This is a genomic window from Citrobacter portucalensis, from assembly GCF_023374935.1.
Lineage (GTDB): Bacteria > Pseudomonadota > Gammaproteobacteria > Enterobacterales > Enterobacteriaceae > Citrobacter > Citrobacter portucalensis.
Map to the genome: position 1 here is coordinate 1,521,722 of NZ_CP092466.1, position 13,230 is coordinate 1,534,951.

Here is a 13,230-nt window from a genome sequence, read left to right on the forward strand (position 1 = left end):
ATGGAAAAAGAGCAGCTGGTTGAAATCGCCAATTCCGTGATGCCCTTTGGCAAATATAAAGGGCGTCGGCTGATTGATGTCCCGGAAGAGTATCTGCTGTGGTTTGCCCGTAAAGATGAATTCCCGCCGGGAAAGCTGGGCGAGCTGATGCAAATCACGCTGCTGATTAAAACTGAAGGGCTGACGCAACTGGTGCAGCCCCTGAAACGCCCTCTCTAAGCCTTTGCGGCGCGGCTTTTCTGCTGCGCCTGCAATGCGTCTGTTTGTTGCTTGTAGCGACGTGCCAGCACGGCACACACCATCAGCTGAATTTGATGGAAGATCATCAACGGCAGCACCATCATTCCTATCACTGACGTCGGGAACAGAATATTTGCCATTGGGATCCCATTCGCCAGGCTCTTTTTCGATCCGCAAAAGACAATGGTGATCTCATCGGCTTTGTTGAAGCCGCATTTCCGCGCAACAAAGACGTTGATGCCAATCACGATTGCCAGCAATACGATGCTGACCACCACGATAAACAACAGCGAACCAATCCCCACTTTGTGCCAGATCCCGTTAACCACGGCTTCACTGAAGGCGGAGTACACCACCAGCAAGATGGAGGATTGGTCCGTTTTGGCGATCCATTTTTTATGTCGGGACACCCAGTTACCAATCCACGGACGTGAAAGATGTCCCAGTACGAACGGCAGCAGCAGCTGCAGCATGATTTTCCCCACCTGCTCCAGACTGCCTTCTGCGCCATGCATATTCATTACCAGGCCAACCAGTAACGGCGAGAGAAAAATACCCAGCAGGCTGGAGGCCGAAGCGGAACACACGGCGGCAGCAACGTTACCCCCCGCCAGCGACGTAAAAGCGATTGCCGACTGCACCGTGGCCGGCAAAATACACAAGTACAGGAAACCGGTGTACAGCATCGGGTCAACATTTACCGGTGCCCACCAGGCGAACAGAACGCCCAGCACCGGGAAAACAACAAACGTGCTGCACATCACCCACAGATGTAAACGCCAGTGACTACCGCCGGCAATAATGGCTTCACGCGAAAGCTTCGCCCCGTGCATAAAAAACAGTAGGGCAATGGCAGCGGTGGTTAAGCCTTCAAAGAAAGGTACAAAGCCACCTTCGGCCGGGAAAAAGGACGCCAGTAAAACGACCGTAATCAACGTTATCGTGAACGGATCAAGGATACGAAAAAGTTTCATAAAAGCTCCTGAAATTCGGTAGGAACATTTTGCGTTTTTCTGTTTGAGAAATAAAATTGATTTATTGCATCCATATATGAATCGAATAGATGAATTACTCTCTGCGTCAGCTCCGTATCTTTGTTACCGTCGCTCAGGCCAAAAGCTTTAGCCGGGCGGGGGATATCATTGGCTTAAGCCAGTCTGCGGTCAGCCACAGCGTTAAAGAGCTGGAAGGGCAGACGGGTGTGCGGTTGTTAGATAGAACAACGCGGGAAGTAGTGCTGACGGAAGCAGGGCACCAGTTGGCGGCGCGGCTGGAACGTATTCTGGATGAACTGCACAGCACGCTGCGTGAAGCAGGCCAGGTGGGAACGCAGTTAACCGGAACGGTGCGCGTTGCCGCCAGCCAGACAATATCTGCTCACCTTATTCCACAGTGTATTGCCCAGAGTAATCAGCTTTATCCAGCAATCGATTTTGTGCTGCACGACAGGCCGCAACAGTGGGTGCTGGAGAGTATTCGTCAGGGCGAGGTAGATTTTGGCATTGTGATAGATCCAGGTGCTGTGACCGATCTGCAGTGTGAAGCGGTGTTATCCGAACCATTCCTGCTGTTGTGTCGAGAGGATCATCCGCTAGCCCAACGCGAATGGGTAAATTGGCAGGATTTATATCATGAGCGCCTGGTATTACAGGATTACGCTTCCGGCAGTCGACCGTTGATCGATGCGGCGCTGGCTCACTTTTCCATTGAGGCCAATATCGTTCAGGAGATAGGTCACCCTGCCACGCTTTTCCCGATGGTTGAGGCGGGGATTGGTATCAGCGTGCTGCCTGCGCTGGCGCTTCCTCTGCCACAGGGCAGCCATTTGCAGGTTAAACGCCTGACGCCGGTTGTGGAACGACAATTGATGCTGGCACGACGTAAAAATCGTTCTTTATCGACTGCGGCTCAGGCGCTGTGGGACGTAGTACGGATGCAGGCCAGTGAATTAACCGCCGGTCGGGCACGGGATCCTTTGTACCAGCTTTAACGATATGGCTGGTGTTTGTCATGTCGTTAAGTTTGGCTTTCAGTATCGATGAACTGATCGTTAACTTTTATATTTTTACCCGGCACCGGACTACCTCTTTATATTTATAAATTCTCCTGCGATATTCTTAGGCAATTGCTCAGCTTGCGGATTTGTAAGACTATTTTAAATTATTACTTTTTTTCTTGACCTTCCACTTGCTGGAAGGTTGATACTCTTTATACGCAAGTACGGATAGCAGTAGCTAATACAATGATGTATGGCGATTGATTAATGAAATGACTAAGCAATTTATACAGCAACTCGTTATAGGTAGAATTAACACGATCCCGATGGAGTAATATTAGTGATATGTTAAATAATCCTACAATAGCTGGTTGCTGAAACTAATCCGGTAAATATATTTAACTAATGGGGTATTGGCGGCGATGATAAGCAAAAATAAAATTTTAATTGCAATGCAAATTAGTATGCTGGCATGGTCTGGTTATACGTTTGCAGCAGACAGAGTGTATGTAGCAAATGAAGGTGCAGATTCAGTTAATGTACTTGATGCTGTGTCTTTAAAGACTGTAGATAAAGTACATGTTGGTAAAATGCCGCATAACGTTCAGGTGTCACCAGACAATAAAACAGTTTGGGTAACCAACCTTGGTGCTAACGGGACACATTCATCAGGCTCTGAACATATGGATATGAGTAAAGATACCCATTCTGAGAAGATGGACATGGGCAAAGATTCTCATGCAGGCAAAAAGGAACATGGCGAAGTTTGGGTTATTAATGCCGAGAATGATACAGTTATTGCAAAACTTCAGGTTGGCGCACACCCTGCGCATGTTGTCGTCACCCCTGATGGGAAAATGGCGTATATCTCAAATAGTGCAGATAACACCATCAGCGTGATTGATGCAGAGCATTTGAAAAATCTAACGACAATTAATGTAGGTAAGTTCCCTCATGGCCTCAGAGTGAGTCCTGACGGTAAAGAAGTTTATATCGCGAATATGAAAGGGGGCTCGGTATCCGTTGTTGATACAGCCAGTAATAAAGAAGTCGCGCAGATCCCATTAGGTAAAATGCCAGCCCAGGTAGGTTTCTCACCGGACGGAAAACTGGTGTTTGTTTCCCTGTCTGGTGAAGACGCTGTAGCGGTGATTGATACAGCAACGCGTAAAGTTGTGAAGAAAATTAATGTCGGTACCGTACCAATCCAGCTGTTTGGCACTCCGGATGGTAAAAGCATGCTGGTAACCAATCAGGGCTCGAAGAGCAAGCCGGGTAACACAATAAACATGATTGATATCGCAAGCCTTACGGTAGCGAAAACTATCACCACTGGCAATGGGGCCCATGGCGTGGTTGTCGATAAAAATGGCAAATATGCTTACGTAACTAACTCATTTGCAAACTCTGTCTCGATGATTGACATTAATGAGCGTAAGGTAGTGAACACGCTCCCGGTAGACAACAACCCAAATGGTATTAGCTGGGGCTCTGTTGACGTGACGCCTAAATAATTGTGCTAGCATTTATCAATACCCGTCATTTGCTGGCGGGTATTTTCATAAATATTCTATAAATAAAGGAACGACAGATGAGAAAGCCGGAGCGGACAAAAACGCTGCCTAGTAAGTTCAATTTTGATGATACTGTAAACAGACTCGTCAGCGTATTGAATGCTAAAAATATTCGTATTTTTGTGCAGGTTGATCAACAGCAAGCGGCAACGGATGTAGGTCTTGCTCTGCGACCGACGATGTTATTTCTGTTTGGTAACCCAAAGGGTGGTACTCCTGCCATGCAAGCAAATCCTCATGCGGCAATAGAGCTACCCCTACGGGTGGTTATTTGGCAGGATGATAATGGTGATACCCATATAGATTATCAGGATGCAAGTACTGTTCTGGAGATTGATTATGGTGTTGCACATAATATTGTTGCTCCAGTTAGCATCCTGGCAACCCTTCTTAACGAAGTGGCCGGTAATTAATTGCAAATGACACTAAATGCCTCGTGGATATTTAGTGTTATTTCTGCGTTTATTATGCAAGTATTTAACCCGCTATAATAAACCTATTGAACAATACATTTGATGTTCATTACTCTTCAATGTTTGTCGATTCGTCTATTTTATAAATAGAAGGATTTTTGTTTGCAATATTATGTGAAGAGTATATCTTGACGCTTAAATATTAATATGTAAGTTATGAGGATAGTTATGAAAAAGACATTAGTCACATCATTGGCCGTTTCTTTATGTTTTCTCAGTCTGTCTGCCTTTGCTGCTACAGAAATCTCGCAACAAGAAGCTAATAGTTTAAAGCATGTCAAGTCAATCACCGTAACGGAAAATACGGTGAATCAATGTATGCACAAAATTTCGAAAATGGCAGATAAAGAAGGTGCTGATTTCTTTGTTATTAAGAACTTCTCTTCTATAGGCAATGGTTCTCAGGCTGTAGTGACCAGCGAACTCTATAAGAAGTAAACAGCAGTTTCCCCCATTTAAAATATTGATTAGCGAAAGTACGTTGTTGTACCTGCTTTCGCTTATTAATAATCAACAAATGTTTGTCAGTCATTCTCAGGGCGGGTTTTGTCAGCCCACTCGTCTGACGAATTCCAGATATGTTGGTACTCCTTGCCATTACTGGCAGAAAAAAAATGTGAGTTCAGGCCGATTTAGCACATGCCATCTATACCGATTTACTATCGGTTATCGGGATAAACGGTATTGGTAATCGATTGCGTAGTCTCGCTATAACAATGCGGTACGCTACGTTATTTCGATTACTCAGTATTAAGGACATCTCATGAGCCACTCTCTTTTCTCGCAAAATCCCTGGTATAGCGCTGATATCATTCGTGGTTACAAACCGGATTTTACGCCGCGCGTAGCCTTTATCCTCGGCTCCGGCCTGGGGGCGTTGGCGGATCAAATTGAGGATGCGGCTGCCATCTCTTACGAGAAACTACCAGGGTTCCCGGTGAGTACCGTACACGGCCATGCTGGTGAACTGGTGTTGGGAAATCTGGCGGGAATTCCGGTGGCCTGTATGAAAGGACGTGGACATTTCTATGAAGGTCGCGGTATGACGGTGATGACGGATGCCATTCGTACGCTGAAACTGCTGGGCTGTGAGCTGCTGTTTTGCACCAATGCCGCAGGCTCTTTGCGTCCCGAAGTCGGACCGGGTAGCCTCGTTGCGCTTAGCGATCACATCAATACGATGCCGGGTACGCCGATGGTAGGGCCAAACGATGAGCGTTTTGGCGAGCGATTCTTTTCACTGGCGAATGCCTATGATGCTGACTATCGTGCGATCCTGCAAACTGTTGCCGCTGAGGAAGGGTTCCCGCTGAGTGAAGGGGTTTTTGTCTCTTATCCGGGGCCGAACTTTGAAACCGCGGCAGAAATCCGCATGATGCAAATTATCGGTGGCGACGTGGTGGGGATGTCGGTGGTGCCTGAAGTTATCTCTGCGCGCCACTGCGGCTTGAAAGTGGTTGCGGTGGCGGCCATCACCAACCTGGCGGAAGGTCTGGGTGATGTTAAATTATCTCACGCGCAGACGCTGGCTGCGGCGGAACTCTCCCGGCAGAATTTCATCAATTTGATCTGCGGATTCTTGCGCAAACTGGCCTGAATAACTAAAAAATGACCCCGCTTGCGGGGTCTTACTTTATGGCAAGGAACGGAAAAATGGGTATCGCATCTCGCTTAAAGCTCATGTCGTTTTTGCAATATTTCATCTGGGGAAGCTGGTTGGTAACCCTGGGTTCCTACATGATTAATACCCTGGATTTTACCGGCGCGAATGTGGGTATGGTCTACAGTTCGAAAGGGTTGGCGGCGATTATCATGCCGGGCATTATGGGCATCATTGCCGATAAATGGCTACGCGCCGATCGCGCCTATATGCTTTGTCATCTGGTGTGTGCGGGCGTGTTGCTATATGCCACAACCGTTACCGATCCGCAGACTATGTTTTGGGTGATGCTGGTTAACGCAATGGCGTATATGCCGACGATTGCGTTATCGAATAGCGTCTCATACTCGTGCCTGGCACAATCGGGTCAGGATCCGGTCACCGCGTTCCCGCCAATTCGTGTGTTTGGCACCATTGGGTTTATTGTGGCGATGTGGACGGTGAGCCTGATGAGACTGGAGCTGAGCAGTGCGCAACTGTATATCGCTTCTGGCGCATCGTTATTGCTGGCTCTGTATGCGTTGACGTTGCCGAAAATCCCGGTTGCTGAGAAGAAAGCAAACACCACGCTTGCCAGCAAGCTCGGTCTGGACGCCTTTGTTCTGTTTAAAAAACCGCAGATGGCAATCTTCTTTTTGTTTGCGATGATGCTGGGGGCGGTGTTGCAAATCACCAACGTCTTTGGCAATCCGTTCCTGCATGATTTTGCCCGTAACCCGGAATTTGCCGGCAGCTTTGTGGTGAAGTACCCCTCCATATTGCTTTCCGTTTCACAGATGGCGGAGGTGGGCTTTATTCTCACTATTCCGTACTTCCTTAAACGCTTTGGCATTAAAACGGTGATGCTGATGAGCATGCTGGCATGGACGCTGCGCTTTGGCTTCTTTGCCTTTGGCGATCCGTCGCCGTTTGGTTTTGTGCTGCTGCTGATGTCGATGATCGTCTACGGCTGTGCGTTTGATTTCTTCAATATCTCGGGATCGGTATTTGTCGAGCAGGAGGTTAGCTCTAACATTCGCGCCAGCGCGCAGGGGCTATTTATGACGATGGTAAACGGCGTGGGCGCTTGGGTGGGTTCAATCCTGAGCGGGATGGCGGTAGATTACTTCTCTGTCGATGGCGTTAAGGATTGGCAAACCATCTGGCTGGTGTTTGCCGCGTATGCGTTAGCACTTGCGGTTATCTTTGCATTGTTCTTTAAGTACAGGCATGAGCCTGAACGACTGGCACAGAAATCACCGGCACATTAACACTCCATTGGCGGCGGGTTCTGATACCCGCCGTTTCATTATCTGCGAGGCAATGTGGTAACTTTGCGCATTATCCTTATTTCAGGAGCGCATTATCCATGGAACGCACGCACCGTATCGATCTGAAGTTACTGCGTTATTTTCTTGCTGTCGCAGAAGAACTGCATTTTGGACGCGCTGCTGCTCGCCTGAATATGTCGCAACCGCCGCTCAGTACCCATATTAAAGAGCTGGAGCAACAGCTCGGCACTTTGCTATTTATCCGTCATTCCCGCAGCGTGGCGTTAACTCACGCGGGAAAGATATTGATGGAAGAGTCGCGCCGACTGTTATCCAGTGCCAATCAGGCGCTGGCGAGAGTGGAGCAAATTGGTCGTGGTGAGGCAGGGCGAATTGAGCTTGGCGTTATCGGTACAGCGATGTGGGGAAAAATGCGTCCGGTGATGCGGCGTTTTATGAAGGATAATCCCAATGTTGAGGTGCTGTTTCGCGAGAACATGCCCGCGATGCAGATGACGATGCTGGAACGGCGTGAACTGGATGCAGGAATTTGGCGGATGGCTACGGAGCTTTCTCCCGGGTTTACCAGTTTGCGTTTGCATGAGTCCTCTTTTCTGGTTGCCATGCCGGAAGAACATCCTCTTACTGCCAGTGAGTCCATACCGCTGGAGGCGCTGAGAAATGAATATTTTGTCACAATGCCTTCCATTCATACTGACTGGGCATTTTTGCAGCGAGTTTGCCTGAGTGCTGGATTTTCCCCGATGATTATTCGTGAGGTGAGGGAGCCGCAAACGGTGCTGGCGATGATCAGCATGGGGATTGGTATTACGTTAATTGCTGACAGCTATGCGCAGATGAGTTGGCCTGGTGTGGTATTTCGACCGTTAGAGGAACGTATTCCGGCGGATTTGTATATTGTGTATGACCAACTGCAGGCGACACCCGCGCTGGAGAAACTGGTAGCGGCATTGACGATGTGATGTCTGTGCCGGATGGCGACTGACGTCTTATCCGACCTACGTGTGTAGTGTTGTCTGTGCCGGATGGCGACTGACGTCTTATCCGGCCTACGTGTGCGGTATTGTCTGTGCCGGATGGCGACTAACGTCTTATCCGGCCTACGCGTGTTGTGTTGTCTGTAGGCCTGATAAGCGTAGCGCATCAGGCGATGCAGGTTCGAATCTTATAAATCGCAGATAGCAAAAAGGCGCCTTTAGGGCGCCTTTTTACATTGGTGGGTCGTGCAGGATTCGAACCTGCGACCAATTGATTAAAAGTCAACTGCTCTACCAACTGAGCTAACGACCCGAAGTGGTGGGTGATGACGGGATCGAACCGCCGACCCCCTCCTTGTAAGGGAGGTGCTCTCCCAGCTGAGCTAATCACCCACTTCGGTACTTCAATTTTATCGTAAGAAATCCAGCTGGAGAGAAAGTGGTGGGTGATGACGGGATCGAACCGCCGACCCCCTCCTTGTAAGGGAGGTGCTCTCCCAGCTGAGCTAATCACCCACTTCTCAATTTCTTACTCTACACGGCGGAGACTACATAAAGTAGTTGGTGGGTGATGACGGGTTCGAACCGCCGACCCCCTCCTTGTAAGGGAGGTGCTCTCCCAGCTGAGCTAATCACCCCCGCTGTGTGGAGTCGCATTATAGGGAGAGTTGAAAATGAGTCAACGCATTTTCTAAAGAATTTGTTCGTTCGTCGTAAATTTAAACAAAACGATCGCAAATCAATCCATGCAGCATGATTTGTATACGAAAATGGCAAAGCGTGATGTTCCAACCTGAACAACATTGAGGAATCAGGCCACAGTGATAGAATACGAGCCTGATAATCTTCCCAGGATTTGCCGGTTGTCGGCATCTTTATAAACGTAAGGCCATTTCATGAAAATCAAAACTCGCTTCGCGCCAAGCCCGACAGGTTACCTGCATGTCGGTGGTGCGCGTACTGCTCTATATTCCTGGCTTTTTGCACGTAACCATGACGGTGAGTTTGTGCTGCGTATTGAAGACACCGATCTTGAACGCTCCACTCCGGAAGCTATTGAAGCCATTATGGATGGCATGAACTGGCTGAATCTGGAATGGGATGAAGGCCCGTACTTCCAGACCAAACGTTTTGATCGCTACAACGCCGTGATTGATGAGATGCTGGAAGCCGGTACCGCGTATAAATGCTACTGCTCCAAAGAGCGTCTGGACGCACTGCGCGAAGAGCAGATGGCAAACGGTGAGAAGCCACGTTACGACGGTCGCTGCCGCCACGGCCATGAACACCATGCTGCTGATGAACCCTGCGTGGTGCGTTTTGCCAACCCGCAGGATGGATCCGTTATTTTTGACGACCAGATCCGTGGGCCGATCGAATTCAGCAACCAGGAGCTGGACGATCTGATCATCCGCCGTACTGACGGTTCCCCGACCTACAACTTCTGTGTTGTTGTCGACGATTGGGATATGGAAATCACCCACGTTATTCGTGGTGAAGACCATATCAACAACACTCCGCGTCAGATTAACATCCTGAAAGCGCTGAATGCGCCGGTGCCGGTTTATGCACACGTGTCGATGATCAACGGCGACGACGGTAAAAAACTCTCTAAACGTCACGGTGCGGTCAGCGTTATGCAGTATCGCGACGACGGTTACCTGCCGGAAGCGCTGCTGAACTATCTGGTGCGTCTGGGCTGGTCCAGCGGCGATCAGGAAATCTTCACCCGTGAAGAGATGATCAAACTGTTCTCCCTTGGTGCGGTGAGCAAGTCTGCCAGTGCGTTCAACACCGAAAAACTGCAGTGGCTGAACCATCACTACATTAATTCGCTGGCACCTGAATATGTGGCAACGCATCTGCAATGGCACATTGAGCAGGAAAATATCGATACTCGCGTCGGCCCGCAGCTGTCTGAGCTGGTTAAACTGCTGGGTGAGCGCTGCAAAACGCTGAAAGAGATGGCGCAGAGCTGCCGCTACTTCTACGAAGACTTTGCTGAGTTCGACGCGGATGCAGCTAAGAAACACCTGCGTCCGGTAGCGCGTCAGCCGCTGGAAGTGGTTCGCGATAAGCTGGCTGCTATCAGCGAGTGGACGGCAGAAAACGTGCACCACGCGATTCAGGCAACCGCTGATGAGCTGGAAGTGGGTATGGGTAAAGTAGGGATGCCGCTGCGCGTAGCCGTAACCGGCGCGGGTCAGTCTCCGGCGTTAGACGTAACGGTGCATGCGATTGGTAAATCCCGCAGCATTGAGCGTATTAATAAAGCGCTGGCGTTTATTGCTGAGCGTGAAAGCCAGCAGTAAGACCGGTTGAGCTATGAAACAACGGCAGGAGCGCATCCTGCCTTTTTTTTTGCCTGTTATTCAGACTCATCAATACCCAGACGGGTAAGGAAAGTGCGAATACCTTCGCGCGAAATATACATTGCCAGCTTTTCTTGTTCCGTTGGGGACATGTTGTCCAGTGCGCTAATTATCTGGCGACAGGCGTGGCTACGCACCACGTGGGTGTATTCTGCCAGCGGTTCCTCAGCCTGATAAATTTCAGGGACTTTGCGAAAAGCCGGAATATTGAGCAGAAACGTACGGACGCTGGAGTCGATATGGATCAGCCTTGCACGACCCCCTTTAACGCCGGGAAACTTTTCGGTGGTCCAGTTTTGTTCTCTGATCCAACGATTGACGGTTTGTTTGGCAACCCCGAGACATTCCGCCAGTTCTTCGGTCGTCATTTTGCTGCGTAATTTTTTCATATTATTTGTTGTCGCGGATCCCTAAGCGTTGTAACAAACCCGTAATGCCTTCACGCAGGATCAGTGACGTAAACATTTTTTGTTCTGACGGAGTCATCTCTTTGGCGAGCCTAATCAGTAGAGCTTCGATAGAGGTATCGCCGGATAACGATAAATTATCTGATAAACCTTCGGCTGAACGCTCGGCACTGCGAATGTATTCACGAACTTGTTCGGTGACGTGAACCAGACGCGCTTTACCGCCCTGTACGCCTGGTTTTGGTGATGTAGCCCAACCCTCCTTGCGCACCCATTTATTGATGGTCTGTCGGCTGTATCCGGTCAGATTAGCAAGTTCTTCTGGCGTCATCCGTTCCTTGAACATAACGATTCCCTGAATAGTCGTGGGGTTAATTAGTGGCTCATTTTATAGCACCATTTTAGTAGAAACCGTGACGCGTTTAACTACTGAATGCGAGTTGTTACGCAATGTTCTTCATTTGACTGCTTTTTCAGCGATTGAATTCTATGAGTTAATTTTGCCGTTGACACACGCGAAGGGAATTCATATGATGCCGCCCGTCAACTCGACAAGCTTTACGTAATGGGGCTATAGCTCAGCTGGGAGAGCGCTTGCATGGCATGCAAGAGGTCAGCGGTTCGATCCCGCTTAGCTCCACCAAATTTAATCCCAATGAATTTGGTATGTACGTAATAGCATCGTGGGGCTATAGCTCAGCTGGGAGAGCGCTTGCATGGCATGCAAGAGGTCAGCGGTTCGATCCCGCTTAGCTCCACCAAAATTTAAACCCTCGCTGAAAAGCGGGGGTTTTTTGTTTCTGTATCCTACCTGTTCTTACCCTGTATCTCTTCGGTTTGCTGAATAGCAGGCATAAAAAAACCGGGGAGAAGAATCTCCCCGGTCTTATCAATACGACGTTGTCTTACGCTTACAGCACCAGTGCGGCGATAGATGCAGACAGTACGCTCACCAGCGTAGAGCCGTACACCAGCTTCAGACCGAAGCGGGAAACCACGTTACCTTGCTCTTCGTTCAGACCTTTAATCGCACCGGCGATAATACCGATGGAAGAGAAGTTAGCGAAGGAGACCAGGAACACGGACAGGATACCTTCTGCACGCGGAGAGAGCGTGGCGGCAATTTTCTGCAGATCCATCATCGCGACGAATTCGTTGGAAACCAGTTTGGTTGCCATGATACTGCCCACCTGCAGCGCTTCGCTGGACGGCACACCCATTACCCATGCAACCGGGTAGAAGATGTAGCCCAGGATGCCCTGGAAGGAGATGCTGTAGCCAAACCAGCCGGTCACGGTGGCGAACAGGGCGTTCAGGGCTGCGATTAGCGCGATGAAACCAATCAGCATCGCCGCAACGATAATTGCCACTTTGAAACCTGCCAGGATGTATTCACCCAGCATTTCGAAGAAGCTCTGGCCTTCGTGCAGGTTAGACATCTGGATGTTTTCTTCGCTGGCATCAACGGTGTACGGGTTGATCAGCGACAGCACGATAAAGGTGCTGAACATGTTCAGAACCAGCGCTGCAACCACGTACTTCGGCTCCAGCATGGTCATGTACGCGCCGACGATAGACATGGAAACGGTCGACATCGCCGTTGCAGCCATGGTGTACATACGGTTGCGAGACATTTTGCCGAGAATATCTTTATAGGCGATAAAGTTCTCGGACTGACCCAGGATCAGGGAGCTGACGGCGTTGAAGGATTCCAGCTTGCCCATACCGTTCACTTTGGATAACAGGAAACCAATCGCGCGGATGATAACCGGCAGAACGCGGATATGCTGCAAAATACCGATAAGAGCGGAAATGAAGACGATTGGGCACAGCACTTTCAGGAAGAAGAATGCCAGGCCTTTGTCGTTCATGCTGCCGAAGACAAAGTTTGTCCCTTCATTAGCGAATCCGAGGAGTTTTTCAAACATCTCGGAGAAGCCTCTCACGAAGCCCAGACCGACATCAGAGTTCAGGAAGAACCATGCCAGTAACACTTCAATAACAAGCAATTGAATAACATAACGAATGCGGATTTTTTTACGGTCACTGCTTACCAGCAGTGCGAGTACCGCAACCACGGCAAGGGCCAGGACGAAATGAAGAACGCGGTCCATATTTGCTCCAAATATGAGGCAGGTTTAGTTTTCGTGCACATTCTATGTAACAACCATAAAGAAAACGAGATCAAACACACACTATAATAAGGACCTGTGACGAGATTCAAAATTAGTGATCGGTGATACACTTCTGTTATGTTTAG

At 49.1% G+C, this 13,230-nt stretch carries 13 protein-coding genes and 6 tRNA genes; 11 read left to right on the forward strand and 8 right to left on the reverse strand.

Translation table 11 applies throughout. The features are described 5' to 3' along the window. Entirely contained in the window at positions 1 to 219 is a 219-nt protein-coding gene (locus tag LY264_RS07220; RefSeq protein ID WP_048224939.1) for a DUF3820 family protein, read from the forward strand. On the opposite strand, the gene LY264_RS07225 is transcribed toward LY264_RS07220, so the two are convergent. Continuing rightward, the gene (locus LY264_RS07225; protein WP_003038103.1) at positions 216 to 1,214 is read right to left on the reverse strand and encodes a bile acid:sodium symporter family protein; all 999 of its coding nucleotides are present in this window, start codon (positions 1,212 to 1,214) and stop codon (positions 216 to 218) included. The genes LY264_RS07220 and LY264_RS07225 overlap by 4 nt on opposite strands. Positions 1,215 to 1,303: 89 nt before the next feature. Between LY264_RS07225 and LY264_RS07230 the strand changes: the two genes are divergently transcribed. The 7 genes from LY264_RS07230 to LY264_RS07260 all read left to right on the forward strand — a co-directional run bounded on the left by LY264_RS07230 (position 1,304) and on the right by LY264_RS07260 (position 8,176). Next, positions 1,304 to 2,230 carry a LysR family transcriptional regulator gene (locus LY264_RS07230; protein ID WP_003834913.1) on the forward strand — a complete coding sequence of 309 codons (927 nt, stop codon included), beginning with the start codon at positions 1,304 to 1,306 and terminating at the stop codon, positions 2,228 to 2,230. 428 nt (positions 2,231 to 2,658) lie between these two features. Next, positions 2,659 to 3,750: a YVTN family beta-propeller repeat protein gene (locus tag LY264_RS07235; RefSeq protein ID WP_048224936.1), complete on the forward strand. Its 1,092-nt coding sequence runs from the start codon at positions 2,659 to 2,661 to the stop codon at positions 3,748 to 3,750. A 77-nt stretch (positions 3,751 to 3,827) separates the two neighbouring features. Next, the gene (locus tag LY264_RS07240) at positions 3,828 to 4,223 is read left to right on the forward strand and encodes a DUF302 domain-containing protein (protein WP_048224933.1); all 396 of its coding nucleotides are present in this window, start codon (positions 3,828 to 3,830) and stop codon (positions 4,221 to 4,223) included. A gap of 228 nt (positions 4,224 to 4,451) precedes the next feature. Next, on the forward strand, positions 4,452 to 4,721 hold the full coding sequence (locus LY264_RS07245) for a YdgH/BhsA/McbA-like domain containing protein (protein ID WP_048224930.1): 270 nt from the start codon (positions 4,452 to 4,454) through the stop codon (positions 4,719 to 4,721). Between the two features lie 325 nt (positions 4,722 to 5,046). Continuing rightward, positions 5,047 to 5,880 carry a xanthosine phosphorylase gene (gene xapA, locus LY264_RS07250; protein WP_048224927.1) on the forward strand — a complete coding sequence of 278 codons (834 nt, stop codon included), beginning with the start codon at positions 5,047 to 5,049 and terminating at the stop codon, positions 5,878 to 5,880. A gap of 56 nt (positions 5,881 to 5,936) precedes the next feature. Then, a complete protein-coding gene (locus LY264_RS07255; RefSeq protein WP_048224924.1) occupies positions 5,937 to 7,193 on the forward strand; it encodes a nucleoside permease in 1,257 nt (418 codons plus the stop codon). Between the two features lie 98 nt (positions 7,194 to 7,291). Next, positions 7,292 to 8,176 (forward strand): LysR family transcriptional regulator, encoded by an 885-nt coding sequence (locus LY264_RS07260; RefSeq protein WP_048224922.1) that lies wholly within the window; start codon positions 7,292 to 7,294, stop codon positions 8,174 to 8,176. 252 nt (positions 8,177 to 8,428) lie between these two features. Here the strand turns inward: LY264_RS07260 and LY264_RS07265 are convergent. The 4 genes from LY264_RS07265 to LY264_RS07280 all read right to left on the reverse strand — a co-directional run bounded on the left by LY264_RS07265 (position 8,429) and on the right by LY264_RS07280 (position 8,829). Then, positions 8,429 to 8,504: transfer RNA gene (locus tag LY264_RS07265), tRNA-Lys, on the reverse strand. 4 nt (positions 8,505 to 8,508) lie between these two features. Next, a tRNA-Val gene (locus LY264_RS07270) sits at positions 8,509 to 8,584 on the reverse strand. Positions 8,585 to 8,631: 47 nt separating this feature from the next. Next, positions 8,632 to 8,707 (reverse strand) — tRNA-Val (locus LY264_RS07275). Between the two features lie 46 nt (positions 8,708 to 8,753). Beyond that, positions 8,754 to 8,829 (reverse strand) — tRNA-Val (locus tag LY264_RS07280). Positions 8,830 to 9,087: 258 nt separating this feature from the next. Between LY264_RS07280 and gltX the strand changes: the two genes are divergently transcribed. After that, the gene (gene gltX / locus LY264_RS07285) at positions 9,088 to 10,503 is read left to right on the forward strand and encodes a glutamate--tRNA ligase (RefSeq protein ID WP_008785393.1); all 1,416 of its coding nucleotides are present in this window, start codon (positions 9,088 to 9,090) and stop codon (positions 10,501 to 10,503) included. Positions 10,504 to 10,559: 56 nt separating this feature from the next. Here the strand turns inward: gltX and LY264_RS07290 are convergent, their stop codons facing one another. Together LY264_RS07290 and LY264_RS07295 are read right to left on the reverse strand one after the other, a co-directional pair. Continuing rightward, positions 10,560 to 10,952, reverse strand: coding sequence for a MerR family transcriptional regulator (locus LY264_RS07290; protein ID WP_003834896.1), 393 nt, complete (start codon positions 10,950 to 10,952; stop codon positions 10,560 to 10,562). A gap of 1 nt (position 10,953) precedes the next feature. Then, positions 10,954 to 11,316, reverse strand: a complete 363-nt coding sequence (locus LY264_RS07295) for a YfeC-like transcriptional regulator (RefSeq protein WP_003028277.1) — start codon at positions 11,314 to 11,316, stop codon at positions 10,954 to 10,956. Between the two features lie 221 nt (positions 11,317 to 11,537). Here LY264_RS07295 and LY264_RS07300 point away from each other — a divergent pair. Further along, a tRNA-Ala gene (locus tag LY264_RS07300) sits at positions 11,538 to 11,613 on the forward strand. A 42-nt stretch (positions 11,614 to 11,655) separates the two neighbouring features. Then, positions 11,656 to 11,731: transfer RNA gene (locus tag LY264_RS07305), tRNA-Ala, on the forward strand. A gap of 150 nt (positions 11,732 to 11,881) precedes the next feature. Here LY264_RS07305 and nupC read toward each other — a convergent pair. Beyond that, a complete protein-coding gene (gene nupC / locus LY264_RS07310) occupies positions 11,882 to 13,084 on the reverse strand; it encodes a nucleoside permease NupC (protein ID WP_003834893.1) in 1,203 nt (400 codons plus the stop codon). Positions 13,085 to 13,230: the final 146 nt, after the last annotated feature.

Excerpts from the sequence above, each read along its gene's own strand:
- LY264_RS07220 (WP_048224939.1), top strand. The coding sequence starts at position 1 with ATGGAAAAAGAGCAGCTGGTTGAAATCGCCAATTCCGTGATGCCCTTT.
- gltX (WP_008785393.1), top strand. The coding sequence starts at position 9,088 with ATGAAAATCAAAACTCGCTTCGCGCCAAGCCCGACAGGTTACCTGCAT.
- LY264_RS07260 (WP_048224922.1), top strand. The coding sequence starts at position 7,292 with ATGGAACGCACGCACCGTATCGATCTGAAGTTACTGCGTTATTTTCTT.
- LY264_RS07245 (WP_048224930.1), top strand. The coding sequence starts at position 4,452 with ATGAAAAAGACATTAGTCACATCATTGGCCGTTTCTTTATGTTTTCTC.
- LY264_RS07255 (WP_048224924.1), top strand. The coding sequence starts at position 5,937 with ATGGGTATCGCATCTCGCTTAAAGCTCATGTCGTTTTTGCAATATTTC.
- LY264_RS07295 (WP_003028277.1), bottom strand. The coding sequence starts at position 11,316 with ATGTTCAAGGAACGGATGACGCCAGAAGAACTTGCTAATCTGACCGGA.
- LY264_RS07225 (WP_003038103.1), bottom strand. The coding sequence starts at position 1,214 with ATGAAACTTTTTCGTATCCTTGATCCGTTCACGATAACGTTGATTACG.
- LY264_RS07235 (WP_048224936.1), top strand. The coding sequence starts at position 2,659 with ATGATAAGCAAAAATAAAATTTTAATTGCAATGCAAATTAGTATGCTG.
- LY264_RS07230 (WP_003834913.1), top strand. The coding sequence starts at position 1,304 with ATGAATTACTCTCTGCGTCAGCTCCGTATCTTTGTTACCGTCGCTCAG.
- nupC (WP_003834893.1), bottom strand. The coding sequence starts at position 13,084 with ATGGACCGCGTTCTTCATTTCGTCCTGGCCCTTGCCGTGGTTGCGGTA.
- LY264_RS07240 (WP_048224933.1), top strand. The coding sequence starts at position 3,828 with ATGAGAAAGCCGGAGCGGACAAAAACGCTGCCTAGTAAGTTCAATTTT.
- xapA (WP_048224927.1), top strand. The coding sequence starts at position 5,047 with ATGAGCCACTCTCTTTTCTCGCAAAATCCCTGGTATAGCGCTGATATC.
- LY264_RS07290 (WP_003834896.1), bottom strand. The coding sequence starts at position 10,952 with ATGAAAAAATTACGCAGCAAAATGACGACCGAAGAACTGGCGGAATGT.